This window comes from Neisseria sp. HMSC068C12, from assembly GCF_001814095.1.
Taxonomy (GTDB): Bacteria; Pseudomonadota; Gammaproteobacteria; order Burkholderiales; family Neisseriaceae; genus Neisseria; species Neisseria perflava.
This window is the reverse complement of the sequence record NZ_KV814829.1, coordinates 198,420-213,535: the sequence shown is the minus strand read 5'-3', so window position 1 is coordinate 213,535 and position 15,116 is coordinate 198,420. Positions and strand designations below refer to the sequence as shown.

Annotated in this window: 12 protein-coding genes; 3 read left to right on the top strand and 9 right to left on the bottom strand. The window is 50.2% G+C overall.

Translation table 11 applies throughout. The features are described 5' to 3' along the window. Positions 1-166: 166 nt before the first annotated feature. Complete coding sequence (locus HMPREF2952_RS11365) at positions 167-313, bottom strand: hypothetical protein (RefSeq protein ID WP_049336812.1); 147 nt, start codon at positions 311-313, stop codon at positions 167-169. 297 nt (positions 314-610) lie between these two features. On the opposite strand from HMPREF2952_RS11365, the gene HMPREF2952_RS10605 reads away from it, so the two are divergent. From HMPREF2952_RS10605 to HMPREF2952_RS10595, 3 genes are all read left to right on the top strand, one after another. Further along, positions 611-1,303: a VIT1/CCC1 transporter family protein gene (locus HMPREF2952_RS10605; RefSeq protein ID WP_004519991.1), complete on the top strand. Its 693-nt coding sequence runs from the start codon at positions 611-613 to the stop codon at positions 1,301-1,303. A gap of 131 nt (positions 1,304-1,434) precedes the next feature. Next, positions 1,435-4,839, top strand: a complete 3,405-nt coding sequence (gene mfd / locus HMPREF2952_RS10600) for a transcription-repair coupling factor (protein WP_049336826.1) — start codon at positions 1,435-1,437, stop codon at positions 4,837-4,839. Between the two features lie 269 nt (positions 4,840-5,108). After that, a complete protein-coding gene (locus tag HMPREF2952_RS10595) occupies positions 5,109-5,573 on the top strand; it encodes a hypothetical protein (protein WP_049336811.1) in 465 nt (154 codons plus the stop codon). A gap of 208 nt (positions 5,574-5,781) precedes the next feature. Here the strand turns inward: HMPREF2952_RS10595 and HMPREF2952_RS10590 are convergent, their stop codons facing one another. From HMPREF2952_RS10590 to HMPREF2952_RS11585, 8 genes are all read right to left on the bottom strand, one after another. Continuing rightward, on the bottom strand, positions 5,782-6,084 hold the full coding sequence (locus HMPREF2952_RS10590; RefSeq protein ID WP_049336810.1) for an ArsR/SmtB family transcription factor: 303 nt from the start codon (positions 6,082-6,084) through the stop codon (positions 5,782-5,784). A gap of 79 nt (positions 6,085-6,163) precedes the next feature. Next, the gene (locus HMPREF2952_RS10585) at positions 6,164-6,685 is read right to left on the bottom strand and encodes a rhodanese-like domain-containing protein (protein ID WP_049336809.1); all 522 of its coding nucleotides are present in this window, start codon (positions 6,683-6,685) and stop codon (positions 6,164-6,166) included. Between the two features lie 12 nt (positions 6,686-6,697). Beyond that, positions 6,698-6,892 (bottom strand): YgaP family membrane protein, encoded by a 195-nt coding sequence (locus HMPREF2952_RS10580; protein ID WP_003746314.1) that lies wholly within the window; start codon positions 6,890-6,892, stop codon positions 6,698-6,700. Between the two features lie 445 nt (positions 6,893-7,337). Next, positions 7,338-9,434 (bottom strand): TonB-dependent receptor plug domain-containing protein, encoded by a 2,097-nt coding sequence (locus HMPREF2952_RS10575; protein WP_070695665.1) that lies wholly within the window; start codon positions 9,432-9,434, stop codon positions 7,338-7,340. Positions 9,435-9,751: 317 nt separating this feature from the next. Continuing rightward, entirely contained in the window at positions 9,752-11,245 is a 1,494-nt protein-coding gene (gene cls, locus HMPREF2952_RS10570) for a cardiolipin synthase (RefSeq protein ID WP_070695664.1), read from the bottom strand. A 143-nt stretch (positions 11,246-11,388) separates the two neighbouring features. Next, entirely contained in the window at positions 11,389-12,450 is a 1,062-nt protein-coding gene (gene hemE / locus HMPREF2952_RS10565; RefSeq protein ID WP_070504695.1) for a uroporphyrinogen decarboxylase, read from the bottom strand. A 135-nt stretch (positions 12,451-12,585) separates the two neighbouring features. Continuing rightward, positions 12,586-13,809, bottom strand: coding sequence for a heme biosynthesis protein HemY (locus HMPREF2952_RS10560; protein ID WP_070695663.1), 1,224 nt, complete (start codon positions 13,807-13,809; stop codon positions 12,586-12,588). Then, positions 13,806-15,077 (bottom strand): uroporphyrinogen-III C-methyltransferase, encoded by a 1,272-nt coding sequence (locus HMPREF2952_RS11585; protein WP_224783372.1) that lies wholly within the window; start codon positions 15,075-15,077, stop codon positions 13,806-13,808. The genes HMPREF2952_RS10560 and HMPREF2952_RS11585 overlap by 4 nt, the downstream gene beginning before the upstream one ends. Positions 15,078-15,116 lie beyond the last annotated feature (39 nt).

Here is a 15,116-nt window from a genome sequence, read left to right as displayed (position 1 = left end):
GTGCAGATTGTTGTGGTTTGTAAAGATGTGAATGTAGCACAAACGCGGTTGGGTTTAAATTCTTCTCCCGCATCCTTTCATTGATTTACCTGTAATTGTTTAGAAAGGAAAAGGCCGTCTGAAAAGTAAGACTTTTCAGACGGCCTTGGGGGCTTTGTCGGGAAGATTAGCCGCCGCATGCGCCGCAGCAACCGCCTTCGCCATGACCGCCGCGTTTTTCTTCGTTGTTGATAACGGGCAGCTCGGTTTCTTCGGTTTGCTCTTTTTTATCTTCAGGCAAATCGTTTACTTTGATTTTGTTTTCTTCGGCCATGATACATCCTTTCAATGGATTGAGGAGTGGAAAGATTCATAAAGATAGCATCTTTAAACGAATAAACCAAGCAGCACAAAACTGCCTTGTGATAATGCCATGACTTGGAACAATAAATTTGCTTGTAAAAGCGTTAAGGCCGTCTGAAAAAATCCAAAGAGGAGTGTTGGTTTTATGGTTTGAAATGGCAGCAGAAAGATTTAAGAATGCTTGATTTGAAGGGATAAACTGACATTGATTTCAAAAAACAATACAATGTTATCATCATCTGGAAACAGCCAATTTATCGGAGCATATATGTATTCACACCACAGCGAACGCCATTTCAGCGACCGCAACAACTGGCTTCGGGCAAGCGTATTGGGTGCCAATGACGGCCTGATTTCCACTGCCTCGCTGTTGACGGGCGTAGCCGCTGCCGCGCCTGATTTCCAAACCCTGCTGTTGACGGGCGTTTCGGCGCTTATCGGGGGCGCAGTATCAATGGCGGCGGGGGAGTACGTTTCTGTGTCCAGCCAATCGGATACGGAAAAAGCCGATTTACACAAAGAGCGTTTTGAGTTGGCAAATAATCCTGATGCGGAGTTGGAAGAGCTGACGGAAATTTACCGCCTCCGCGGTTTGTCCGATGCGCTTGCCGCAGAGGTGGCCAAAGCCTTGATGGAACACGATGCGCTCGCCGCCCACGCGCGTGACGAAATCGGCATTACCGAAGCTTCTTCCGCCCGTCCCATGCAGGCTGCGCTGGCTTCTGCCGCTTCATTTTGTGCCGGCGCGATTTTGCCGTTACTGGTCGCATTGACAGCTTCTAGCGCCATTGTTCCGGCCTTGGCAGTTTCCACTTTGTGCGGACTGGCAGGACTAGGCTATGTCTCCGCCAAACTCGGTGGCGCGCCTGTTGTTCCCGCCGTTTTGCGCGTGTGCCTATGGGGCGTTGCGGCATTGGTGATAACCGGATTTATTGGAAAACTGGCCGGCGTGGCCGTCTGAATGTAAGGGCTTATATTCTTTTAAACCTGTATCCAGTAAAATTGAAAATCTATTTGATCGCTAAAGGCCGTCTGAAAATTTTTCAGACGGCCTATGGTGCTTGTATTTACTTACTTACAAACTGTTTTGTCATGACCTATCCGATTCCCAAACCTCGTGAAAAATCCCGTTGGCTCAATCTGTCTCAAGGCTCGCTGCCCTTGGCTTTGGCGCGTTATCTGCCGCATAAGCAGCTCAAGGTTGTCTTGACCCAAGATGCGGAACAGGCGCTACGCCTTCAGACGGCCTGGCTGTTTTTCCGTCCGCACGATACGGCGGTATTCCTGCCGGACTGGGAAACGCTGCCTTACGAGCGTTTTTCACCGCATCAGGATTTGGTGTCGGAGCGCTTGTCAGCATTGTGGCAGATTAAAAGCGGCACTGCGGATGTGTTGTTCGTACCGGTTGCCACGGCGATGCAGAAGCTGCCACCCGTGCCGTTTCTGGCAGGGCGTACGTTTTGGCTGAAAACAGGGCAGACTTTGGATATAGGCCGTCTGAAAAGTGATTTGGTGGATGCAGGTTATAACCATGTTTCCCATGTTGTCGCGGCAGGCGAGTTTGCCGTGCGCGGCGGTATAGTCGATTTGTTCCCGATGGGCAGCGAAATACCGTACCGCATCGATTTGTTTGACGATGAAATCGACAGCATTAAAACCTTCGATACTGAAACGCAACGCACCATTTCCCCCGTTTCCGAAATCCGCCTGCTACCGGCGCACGAGTTTCCCACCGACAGCGAGGCGCAAAAGATTTTCCGCAGCCGCTTTCGTGAGGAAGTCGATGGCAATCCGAACGATGCCGCTGTGTACAAAGCCGTCAGCAACGGCCACTTCGGCGCGGGCGTGGAATATTATCTGCCGCTGTTTTTTGAAAACGAGCTGGAAACGCTGTTTGACTATATCGGCGAAGATGCGCTGTTTGTCTCTTTGGGCGATGTTCATGCCGAGGCAAACCGTTTTTGGAGCGACGTCAAATCGCGTTACGCCATGGCACAGGGCGATGAAACATATCCGCCTTTGCTTCCACAGCATTTGTATCTCTCTTCTGATGTCTTTGCAGGCCATCTGAAAAACTACGGACAAGTGCTGCCCGATGTTTCCGGCAAGGAACACACCCTGCCCGACCTTGCCGTCAACCGCCAATCCGACGAGCCGTTGCAGGCATTGAAGGATTTTCAGACGGCCTTTGAAGGACGGATTTTGCTGTGTGCCGAAAGTCTGGGACGGCGCGAAACCATGCTCGGTTTCTTGCAGCAAAACGGCTTAAAAGTCAAAAGTGTATCCGACTGGCAGGGCTTTTTGTCGGCACATGAGCCGCTGATGATTACAGTGGCGCCGTTGGCTTACGGGTTTAAATTAGAAGATCAAAACATCGCGGTCATTACCGAATCCGATCTTTATCAATATGTTGCCCGCTCACGCAAACATCATCGTAAGAAACACGCCGCCGTTTCAGACGGCCTGTTGCGCGACCTTGCCGAAATCAATATCGGCGATCCTGTTGTACACGAAGAACACGGCATCGGGCGCTATATGGGCTTGGTCACAATGGACTTGGGCGATGAAACCAACGAAATGATGTTGCTCGAATACGCGGGCGAAGCGCAGCTTTATGTGCCTGTTTCGCAGCTGCATTTAATCAGCCGCTACTCCGGTCAGGCGCATGAAAACGTTACTTTGCACAAGCTCGGCAGCGGCGCGTGGAACAAAGCAAAACGCAAAGCTGCCGAAAAAGCGCGCGATACCGCCGCCGAGTTGCTCAATCTCTACGCCCAACGCGCTGCCCAATCGGGATACAAGTTTGAAATCAACGAGATGGACTATCAGGCGTTTGCCGACGGTTTCGGCTATGAAGAAACCGAAGACCAGGCCGCCGCCATTGCCGCCGTGATTAAAGATTTGACGCAGGCGAAACCTATGGATCGCCTCGTGTGCGGCGATGTCGGCTTCGGCAAAACCGAGGTCGCCCTGCGCGCCGCGTTTGTGGCGGTAATGGGCGGCAAACAGGTCGCCGTACTTGCCCCGACCACGCTTCTGGTCGAGCAGCACGCGCAAAACTTCGCCGACCGCTTCGCCGATTTCCCCGTGAAAGTCGCCAGCCTTTCGCGTTTCAACAACAGCAAAGCCACCAAAGCCGCGCTGGAAGGCATGGCGGACGGTACGGTCGATATCGTTATCGGCACGCACAAATTGGTGCAGGACGACATCAAATTCAAAAATTTAGGTTTAGTGATTATCGATGAAGAACACCGCTTCGGCGTGCGCCAAAAAGAGCAGCTCAAACGCCTGCGCGCCAATGTCGATATCCTCACCATGACCGCCACGCCAATTCCGCGCACCCTCAGCATGGCGCTCGAAGGTCTGCGCGACTTCTCGCTGATTACCACCGCACCCAGCCGCCGCCTCGCCGTCAAAACCTTTGTCAAACCCTTCAGCGAAGGCAGCGTGCGCGAAGCCGTGTTGCGCGAACTCAAACGCGGAGGACAAGTGTTTTTCCTGCACAACGAAGTGGATACCATCGAAAACATGCGCGAGCGGCTGGAAACCCTGCTACCCGAAGCCCGCATCGGCGTGGCGCACGGACAACTGCGCGAGCGCGAGCTGGAGCAAGTCATGCGCGACTTTTTGCAGCAAAGATTCAACGTGTTACTCTGTTCCACCATCATCGAAACCGGTATCGACATCCCCAACGCCAACACCATCATCATCAACCGCGCCGATAAATTCGGGCTGGCGCAACTGCATCAGCTTCGCGGGCGCGTCGGCCGCAGCCATCACCAAGCCTACGCCTACCTGCTCACGCCCGAATACATCACCAAAGACGCAGAAAAACGCCTCGACGCCATCGCGGCGGCAGACGAACTCGGCGCAGGTTTCACCCTCGCCATGCAGGATTTGGAAATCCGCGGCGCCGGCGAAATCCTCGGCGAAGGGCAGTCCGGCGAAATGATACAGGTCGGCTTCACACTCTATACCGAAATGCTCAAACAAGCCGTGCGCGACCTCAAAAAAGGCCGCCAGCCCGACCTCGACGCGCCGCTGGGCATCACCACCGAAATCAAACTGCACAGCCCCGCCCTGCTGCCCGAAAGCTACTGCCCCGACATCCACGAACGGCTCGTCCTCTACAAACGCCTTGCCGTCTGCGAAACCGTGCAGCAAATCAACGCCATACACGAAGAACTCGTCGACCGCTTCGGCCTGCCCGAACAACCCGTCAAAACCCTCATCGAAAGCCACCACTTACGGCTTGCGGCAAAAGAATTAGGCATTGATGCCATTGATGCGACCAGCGAAGCGGTAACGGTAACCTTTGGTAAAAATAACAATGTCGATCCAACCGAAATCATCCTGCTGATTCAAAAAGATAAAAAATACCGCCTTGCCGGAGCCGATAAGCTGCGATTTACCGCAGAGATGGAAAATATCGAAGTGCGGATTAATACGGTGAAGAACGTATTGAAGACTTTGAAAGACAGGGTGATAGCAAAGTAGAGGCTAGTGAAAAAAGGTCGTCTGAAATGATTTTTCAGCTTTCAGACGACCCTTTATAAAGACGATATGGAATATAAAAGCAATTAATCTTGTCAAATCTTTTAACCGCGTGCGTCCCAAACGTTCACTATAAATAGACTTCATGTAGGCTATGACTTGCTTAAACGCTCCGTCATCGCAATTTATTGTTATTTCAACGATAATATCGGGTTACAATCTAACATTTAGATTAAATTTATTCAGACAAACAATTATTTGGAGACAATAAAATGCTAGATGAAAAAAATAAGCTAATTTTTCAAACTTGTTTATTGCTGGTTCGTCATATTACAAATTTAGTTGAACACGAAAAGAGTACAGGAGTACGAATAGGTTACCATAGCCGAATATTCGATTCTTTATTACACCCACAAGAGTATTTTATTTCTTTAGGGAAATCAGAAAAATTATTAGATGGGGTTCAGGGTCGTATTGAGCACGTTGTCCCTTGTGCGTATATAGTTGAAAAGCTTGAAGAGTTAATTAAGGAGCAAAAATATACACAAGAAGAATTGGCGCATGCATTACAGAAAAATTGGAAGGTGGCACATATTACGAAAGAAGAAGCAAAGTTTATGGACTTCAATTTAAAACTCAAATCCACCATGCCAAAAGATTGGGATTTTATGACAGGAAGGCCTGAAATTAGATTGGAAGCAGCAGGAATCAGATTAGTCCCTAACAATCCACATTAAACAACACACGCTCATATTTACGTTGTTTATTTCAAGTGGCACACGATAGCAAGCCATAGCCTGCATTAAACCTGTAGGCAGGGTGTGTGCGGTACGCACGCGAGCTTTAAGTGTAAATATAGAAGCAGTATAAAAAGGTCATCTGAAAATAAATACAATAAAGGCCGTCTGAAAAATTTTCAGACGGCCTTCCTATTCCGGCAATATTTCAAGATTTTTCTGCGCAGAAAAAGGAATACAGCAACTGTATCATCTTGGTTACCCTCGGGTCGGCAATGTAATATTGCCGTTCCCGATGGTTCACTTCAAACGATACCAAACCGGCTTCACGCAGTAGGGCTAATTGGCTGGACATTGCCGCTTGTGGCAGTCCGGATGATTCAGCCAACTCGGTTACATTGTGCGGCCTTTCATGTAGTTTGCACAATACGGCGAGGCGGTTGGGATTGGCCAGTAGTTTGAGAAAAGCGGTGGCTTCTTCGTAGGGTGGTTGATTGTCGGCAGTGGTCATTTTTCACGCTTGTCGGCAAATGAGGAGGTCGAATTATCAGTCATAATAGTCTTAGCAGCAACTTTCAGACGGCCTTTGCTTAATGATTCCATGGCATTTTGGCCAGCAGGCGTGCCATGCCGCAGAATCCGGTTAACCCCGCCGTTAACAGGCCTGCACCGACCATTACGTCTATCAGATAAAACCAAGGCGATACCAGCCAACCTGCCAGCACGCCCAACAGAATCAAACTGCCCGCAATGGTTTGCACCTGCCGCATGATGTCCGGTGCGGCACGGTCGGCAACAGTAGGAAGCCCTGCAGCCTTCCATGCCTGTAAGCCGCCTTCTAGAATATAGCATTCTCGACCTTGGCCAAGCACTGACAATATTGTTTCTGCCCGTGTTGTACGTTTGCCGCTCAGGCAATAAAAAATCAGGCATGGGGCTGTATCATCGGGCAGTTTGTCTCGCTGCTGTTCAGGCGGAAGGGATAATGCACCGCCAATATGCCCGCCCCGATATTCGGCTTGGCTTCGGATATCGACTGCCAACGCGTCCTCACGGATTTTTGCCGTAGCTTCGGAAGGCGTGATTCGCGGGAGTTGTCCGACCGTACTCATGTTTTGTCTTCGTTATTTTTTGTTGATGCGGCAGGTGTTGATGCCCAATAAGCTGTACAGTGCGCAGTTGCCAATCAGTGCTGTGCCCAGAGGGACGATGCCCAGCCAACCCCACCAGCCAATTTGTCCGGTAGCGGCTGCAGCAATCAGCGCTACGCCGATAACAATACGGATTACGCGATCCAAAGTACCCAAGTTTCGTTTCATTTTATTGCTCCTTGTTTCAGAATGAATTGTCTATCAATAAATATATATAACAAAAATCATATATGAGAAATATTATAGCTTTAAAGATGACTTTGTCAAATGGTTTACAGTAAAAGTGTAATGAATATTTGGATTGTATTTTTAAACTCCAACGTCATGGTTAAATGTAAAAATACAGCCTTATATTTTCAGACGGCACTGGAGATGATCTATATAATATTTTATTTATATTGGAAGAATTGGTAGTCAGTTTTCAGAAGGAATCAAATCATGACCGATTTGGAAAAGAAGCCCAATGGAGAAGATTTGAAGACTGGATAATCCGTTGTGTAACTAGAAAGGGAGAGGAGATACTTTAAAATCAAATTGTCTACGAATTATAAAAGGCCGTCTGAAAACTGAATTTCAGACGGCCTTTGGTTTCTTTATAACGTCGTTCGTATCATCAGAAACGATAGTTCACGCCCAAGGCGAACTCGCGGCCGCGTTCGTAGAAGGGAGTGCGTCCGTTGCCGTCGGGGAAGCGTTGGCTGTGCGAACGGTATTGCTTGTTGCCGATGTTGTTGACGGCGAAGTTGACGTTCAGGTTGTCTTTTTTCAGCGGCTGCCAGTTGGCGTAGATGTCGTGTACGCCGTAGCCTGATTTCTTGCCGTGTATCGTGCCTTGTCCGCGGGCGACATCGGTGTATTTCACGCTTTGGGCGTAGCGGCCGCGCCAGCCGATTTCGAGTTTGGGGTTTTCAAACTGATAAGACAGGCCGGTCAGCCATTGGCGGCCGGTGTTCCAGAAGGTGAACGAGCTTTCGTGGTCTTCTGCTTGAATCGGGCTTTCGCCGTAGTACATTTCGCCGTTCAGACGGGGTTTGACGTAGGACACGCCGGCACGCGCGGTCAGGCCGCCCCAGCGGTAGGACGCGTCAAGTTCGTAGCCGTAGGTTTTGAGCGTGCCGCCGTTGTAAATCTTGCCGCGCTCGGTGATGGAGGCGGTGTTGTTGTTGATTTTTGCCCAACGATAGACGATGAGGTCTTTGATGCGTTGGTGGAACACGCTGCCGCTGACGTTGAAGTTGTCGTTGCGCCATTTGAAGCCGATTTCGGCACGGCGGGCGGTTTCGGCTTTGAGGTTGCTGTCCAAATCGGCGGCAGCGCCTGCGCGTTCGTTAGCCAGTAGGGCTTCGTTCAGGCGGGGCGCGCGGCTTGCCTGATTGAGGTTTGCCAAGAGGGAGAAGTTGTCGTTGATGTCCCAAATCGCGCTGATGCTGGGGTTGAGCTGACCGTGCGACGCGCTTTGTTTGCTGGCGGCGTTGTATTTGAAATGGTCGTAACGCAGGCCGGTGGTCAGGGTAACGGGGTGCAGGTTCCAAATGCCTTCCGCGTACACGCCGTATTCGGCTTTTTTCTCTTTGTCGCGGTCATATAGGCCGAGAATCTTCAGCCATGCGCCTTTGTCGGAAGGCTCGGAGGTTTCGTGGCGGTAGTTGACGCCGTATTTCACCATGTGTCCGTCGCCGAAGGAGCTGGCGAGGTTCAGATTCGCGCCGGTCGCTTTGATTTTGCTTAACTCAAGTTTGCCGATAGGAACGCCACCTTGCGCAGTGCCGGAAGCTTGGGCTTTTGGAGAAGGGGCGCCTTTGGGCGGTTTGGTGTCGTCGGTATTGATTTGGAAGACGTTGGCATCGATTTTGTCGATGAAGCCGACGTTGCGGCCGCGGTATTCCAGATTGTAGGTTTGTTCTTTTTGATAAGTGCCGTCCACGCCGATGTAGCTGTCAACGTTTTGGAACTCGGCTTTGTCGGTGCGGTTGCCTTTTTGGTATTCCTGACGGTAGGTCAGGCGGATGCCGTGGTCGTCGTTGAAATCGTAGCCGAGTTTGGCGAGGTAGCTGTGCTGTTTCAGACGACTGCCGAGGTTGACATTGCCGTTGCCGTCTTTGTAGTCGCGGTTGTTGAGGAAGTTGCCTGCAAACAGGGCATCGAAGCCGTTTTGATAGCCGTAAACCGCTGCGCTGCCGGTTGAGCCTTTATTGCTGCTCAAGCCTGCGCCCAGTTTGAAACCGAAAGGTTTGCCGTCGGTCAGGAGGTCTTTTGCGTCAACCGTTGTTACGCGGATGGTACCGCCGACCGCACCCAAACCCGCGCTTGCCGCGCCTGTGCCTTTTTCGACGTTGATGCTTTTCACCAAAGCAGGATCAAGCTGGAAGCGGCTTTGGTGGTGGAAGATTTTTGTGGATTGGCTGGTGTTGTCGACTTCTAGGTTAATTTTGTCTTCACCAACGCCGCGGATGCTGTAAAACTGCGCTACGCCGTTGCCGCCGCCGACATCCATACCGATTTGATCTTTCATGACTTGTTTCAAATCGGTCGAAGTTTCGCGGTCGAGCTGGTTGCGGGTTACACGAGTCGGTACGGCAGTACCGGTGACCTTAATTTCATTCAGCTCGGCAGTTTCTGCGGGTTGCAAATTTTCGGCATGAGCGAAGCTTGTTGATAATGCGAGTGTAATGATACTAAGGCGGAATACAGGAGAGTAGACCTTATTCATGATTTTTCCTAAGTAAAAAATTGACTGCTTATTCTAATTGTTATAATAATGATTATCAAATTCTTAATGGATATTAATAAATATATTCTGTTTTATTCCAGTCTCAAATTAATAGGATTTTTATAAAAATCAATTAGTTTATATTTTAGTTAAATTTGGTAAAGATTCTTTGGTTGGGAAATGGGTTGAGTCTTACTTTTTCCGAGAGGGAGAGAAAGGATAGCTTGAATATCCGTCAATAAAGAATTTTATCTATCAGTGTTTTATTTAAAAGGCCGTCTGAAAAATATTTTTCAGACGGCCTAAATATTTATGTTTTACAACAAAGGGCTCATTAGACGGACGGCATTTTCCACAAGGCCGCGGAGTTTGGAGCGTTGTTGCCATGATTTGATGGCAATGTAGCTGCTGCTTTTAAGGTAGCTGCGCTGTAGGTGGCAGATTTGTTTGGTGGTATCGCGATCGTAGATGGCGAGGCTGATTTCGAGGTTGAGGAAGAAGCTGCGCATGTCCATGTTGACCGTGCCGAAGAGGGAGTAGTCTTCGTCAATGGTCATGGTTTTGGCATGTAAGAGCCCACCTTCAAACATGGCAATTTTGACCCCGGCTTCCAGCAACATAGGGTAGTAGGCGCGTGAGGCGTAGCGTACCATCAGTGAATCGACTTTGGCTGGCAGTATCAGGGTCACTTTGACGCCGCGTTTGGCGGCAACGGTTAATGCCATGAGAAGCGGCTCGTCGGGGACAAAGTAGGGAGTGGTAATCGTGATTTGTTTGGTGGCGGCATAGATGGCGCTGATGATGGTTTCGTAGATAACGAAGCTGCCTTGCTCGGGAGCGGATGGAATGATTTGGGCAACAATATCGCCTTGCTGCATTTTTTCGGGAAGGATTTTAGGTAGCAGGCTTTGGGCTTGATTGAGGTATGTTTGTACGTTTTGGAGGTTTTCATCGGTTTCGACGGCAAGGTCGGCGAAGAAGACGGCAGACAGTTCCAAAACCATAGGCCCTGTACAGCGCATCATGACATCTACCCATTCTCCGACGCCGGAGTTTTGTTTGAAATAGCGGGGGTCGACAAGGTTGAAGCTGCCTGTGTAACCGATTTTGCTGTCGATAACGAGGATTTTGCGGTGGTTGCGCAGATCGGTGCGCGTGAATAATGTACGCCAGATGCCGACAGGCAATGAGGTATGTACTTCAACGCCTGCTTGGCGCAGTATCTCTACCCAATCGCTTTCAAAAAAGCTCCTGCTGCCGACGGCATCGGCCAGTATGGCGCAGTCTACGCCTCTGGTTTTGGCGGCAAGGATTTCATTTAGAATTTCTTCGATGCGGCCTTTGGGTTCGATAATGTAAAAGGCCAACAGGCAGGAGTGGGTTGCGGCGCATATGTCGGCAAGCATGCTGTCAATGATGGTGTCGGTGGTTGAGAGCAGGCTCATGGCGTTGCCTCGGGTTGCACCCAGCCCCGTTCCTTTTTCGGCAACTTTACTGATGCCGTGGTAACGTGATTTCACTTGGTCGGCAATATCGAGATACATATCGGTAAGGTGGGCGGCGGCAAAGTTGCGGTAGAAACGGTTCATTTCGCCGGTACGTTTGGCGCGGGCCGTACCGAGACGCGGCTCGCCGATGAGGATGTAGGCGATGGTTCCGAATACGGGAAAAAGGAAAAGGATAATCAGCCAGGCAAAGGTTGAGCCGATGTTTTTTTGTTTGTACAACACGCGCAGCATGCAGGCGAGTGCGGCGCAGGTATGGGCGAAGATAAAAATCTCGGTCCAGGTGATGTCTTTTAAGAAATTCATATTCGGTGGGGAGTGGATGAGTTTTTAAGTTTTGGGGTGTCAGCTGATAAGCTTCAGATATTAAGTATATAGAAAAACCGTCTGAAAACAAATTTACACGATAATTGTGTTTTTGCTTTCAGACGGCCTTTGCGTTGCTTTCATTAACGGTGATACTGACGGGACAGTTCGTGTACGGTATCGACCAGAATTTTGGCGTGTTCGGGGTCGGCGTGTTGGTTGATGCCGTGGCCGAGGTTGAATACATGGCCGCTGCCGTTGCCGTAGTCGGCAAGGATGCGTGCGACTTCGGTGCGGATAGATTCGGGCGTACCGAAGAGGGCAAACGGGTCGAAGTTGCCTTGCAGGGCAACTTGTTCGCCGACGCGACGGCGGGCTTCGCCGATGTTGTATGTCCAGTCCAAGCCCAATGCATCTGCACCGATTTCTGCCATGCTTTCCAGCCATAAGCCGCCGCCTTTGGCAAATACGATAACAGGCACGCGGCGACCTTCGCTTTCGCGTTTGAGTCCGGCAACGATTTGTCGGATGTATTTCAGGCTAAACTCTTTAAACGCTGCATCGCTCAACACGCCGCCCCAAGTGTCGAAAATTTGTACGGCTTGTGCGCCGGCATCGATTTGGGCGTTGAGATAAGCGGTAACGGCTTGGGCATTGGTGTCGAGGATTTTATGCAGCAAATCAGGACGCGAATACATCATGGTTTTAATGGTGCGGAATTCTTTGCTGCTGCCGCCTTCAACCATGTAGCAGGCGAGTGTGAACGGGCTGCCGGAGAAGCCGATGAGCGGAACTCGGCCGTCCAGTGCTTTACGGATGGAAGTTACGGCATCAAAGACGTATTGCAGTTTTTCCATGTCGGGAACTTGCAGTTTTGCAATGTCGGCTTCGTGTTGCAAGGCGCGTTCAAATTTCGGGCCTTCGCCTTCGGCAAAATACAGGCCCAAACCCATGGCATCGGGAACGGTCAGAATATCGGAAAACAGAATTGCTGCGTCCAGATCAAAACGTTCTAAAGGCTGGATGGTAACTTCGGTTGCCAGCTCGGTGTTTTTGCACAAATCGAGAAAGCTGCCTGCGCGTGCGCGTGTGGCTTTGTATTCAGGCAGATAGCGTCCAGCTTGGCGCATCATCCAGATGGGAGTGTATTCGACAGGTTGTTTGAGCAGGGCGCGGAGGAAAGTGTCGTTTTTCAGAGCAGTCATGATAAATAGGCTTTCTGATTTGGTATGTTGGACAAAGTTCAGACGGCCTTAGATATGTATAGAGGCTGTCTGAAATGATTAAATGGTTGGTTTTGTTGTAGATTTCATATTGTCGCTTAATGCGAAATCAGCACATCAATTTGGTTGAGGAAGGGCTGCCGGATGTTCTTCTTCGGCCACGCTTTCCAAAACTAGATTGCGTTGTTCTTGCGCTTTTTGCGGTTGATCGGTTTCATCAAACACGCGAGCCAAGACCAAATGTGCGGATACGCTGGGTTGCAGGGCGATACTGGCTTCGAGGTAGCCCTGGGCTTTGCCCCAAAGTTTTCGGCCGTAGGCCAGTTGGCCAAGATACATCAACAGCAGTGCATTGTCGGGTTGTTCCTGTAACCAAGAGTCTGCTAAGTCGATGGCTTTTTGTTGCTCGCGCTCGCTTAGGAAACGCACGGATTCGACAAATGCCTCCAAAAGCTCGGGCTGGCGGGTTTGCAGATAATGGGTTTTAACCCATTTGACTGCATCGGCATACAAACCCAAACGCTCGTATTTTTCGGCAATCGCGACGCACAATTCGCCAGACTTCACACTTTCGGGAATCTGTTTCAAACAGGCTTTCAGACGGCCTGCATCGGTTACTTCGCTCAAGAGGCGGCGATATGCCCAGTTTTGATACTGTTCGGCTTCGTAATCGTTGATGGCGCCGGCTTTGACCAGTTTTTCCGCTTTTGCCAAGACATCTGAAGCATCGCCGTGATCAAAGGCATAACGTAATTGCAGACGCACCAAGCGGCTCAAGTTGCCGTTGATTTTTGCTGCGGCTTCAAGGTTTTGTGCGGCAGTCGGATAATCGCGGCGGCTCAGTGCAGATTCGGCCAGCAAAAGATGACGGGAAAGCTGTTGTTTTTGTGGCAGGTGTTCGATTTCGTGTAGGTAGCGGTCGCGCAATTCGAAGTTTTCCATTTGGTCGGCTGCGTGCGCGCCCAACATCAAAGCCAGGGTGCGGTTGTCGCCGGCTTCTTTGTTTTGCAAGACTTTGGCAGCTTCTTGTTCGGCTTTTTCAAAACGACCTTCAAAATATGCCAGACCTGCGCTGTTCAAAGAGGCAGAAGCCTGACGGCCTTTGCGGGCAATGCCGAAGCGTTGCATACGCGCCGGAAGGTTCAAGAGGCCGAACACGAATTTAACCAGGAAATACAAAACGAATACGCTCAATAGCAGGCCTAAAACAAAGGCATGCAGATTGATACGTAGCATGGTTTGCTCAACCACGACATACACGTTACCTGTATAAATGCCGGAAGCCAACGCTAAACCAACGGCGGCTGCAAACAGAATGACAATCCAAACGACGGTTTTCATGCTTGCTCTCCTTTAATTTTGGCAGCAGGCTTGGTTTGGTTTTGTGGTTTGGCAGCTTCGGCGGCCGGTTCTTTTTTGTTTTCAGACGGCAAAGCAGGTGCTTCCAGAGATTGAGGTGCAGAAGCGGCAGTGGGTGCAGCAGTTGTGGCTTGTTCGGTAGCTGCAGCCGGAGCGGAAGCGGTTTTCTCGGTAGCTTGGGTTTGTGCAGCTTCTTCGGTCGTCATTTGTGTACGCGAACCTTCTTGATAAGCGCGAACGGCGCTCAAGCTGGCTTTCAAGCTGTCGTCTGAGATCATGCGGACATCAAGGGCTTTGAGTTCGGCCAACTCTTTCAACCATGACTGGGTAGCAGGGGATTTGCTGTCGAAGTATTGTTTTACAGTTGCTTCAACGTTGTTCAAATCGCTTTGATACACTTCGCCGTTGTGTTGCAACAGGGCAATGCGCGCATCCAAAAGGCGCAGGCGCAGGTTTTCACGGATGAAGTAGGTTTGATCGGGTGAAATCAACATGGCGTCGTTGCTGTCCAGATGACGGACTTCAACCAAGCCTTTGAGGGCATTGAGGGATTTTTCCCATGTGTTTTCCCACCAAGTTCCTGAATTGGCGGCTTCGACAGGCGCGGCACCTGGTTTCAATACGCCGTCCAAAACCAAAGGCAGGCCTGAAATACCGGTTTCCAAACGGTCGATACGCAAGGCAGTGGCGGAAATATCGACATAAGGACGGTTTTTCAGCGCGGCCAAATCATTGCTGATGGCTTGCTTGATGGGGATAAGCTCAGGCTGTTCAAAACGGCTTAAGCGGCTGTCGATGTGTTCCAATACGCTGACCGCGCCTTGAAGGTTGCCTGACAGCATCAATTGTTGCGAAGCAGTGTTCAACATGGATTCGGCTTCGTCGACCAACCAGTTGATACGACCTTTGAGTAACTCTTGATAAGCTTTCTGCGTTTGCAGGATTTGATCGCTATTGTTTTTTTGACCGTTGTTCAGGCGGTCTAACTCGGCCTGAATAGCGGTTTGGCGGTTGAGGTTGTCTTTTAAAAGGCTGGCGTTTTCAGATTCGCCCAATGCGGCTTTGTCGATTTTTTGGTTGAATTCGAGCTCTTGGTTTTTTAAAACATTTTGACCCTGTACAAACAGGAATCCGCTCGCGCCCAAGCTAAGCAGTGCCAAGACGGTTGCACCTGCAGCCAAGGCTTTGCCGCCAGATTGTTTGATGATAACAGGGGCGTTGTTTTGTGGGAGATTGTTGGACTCGGTCATGCTCGCCTCCACTCGCTGAGGTTGGGTAGGTTTGATTTG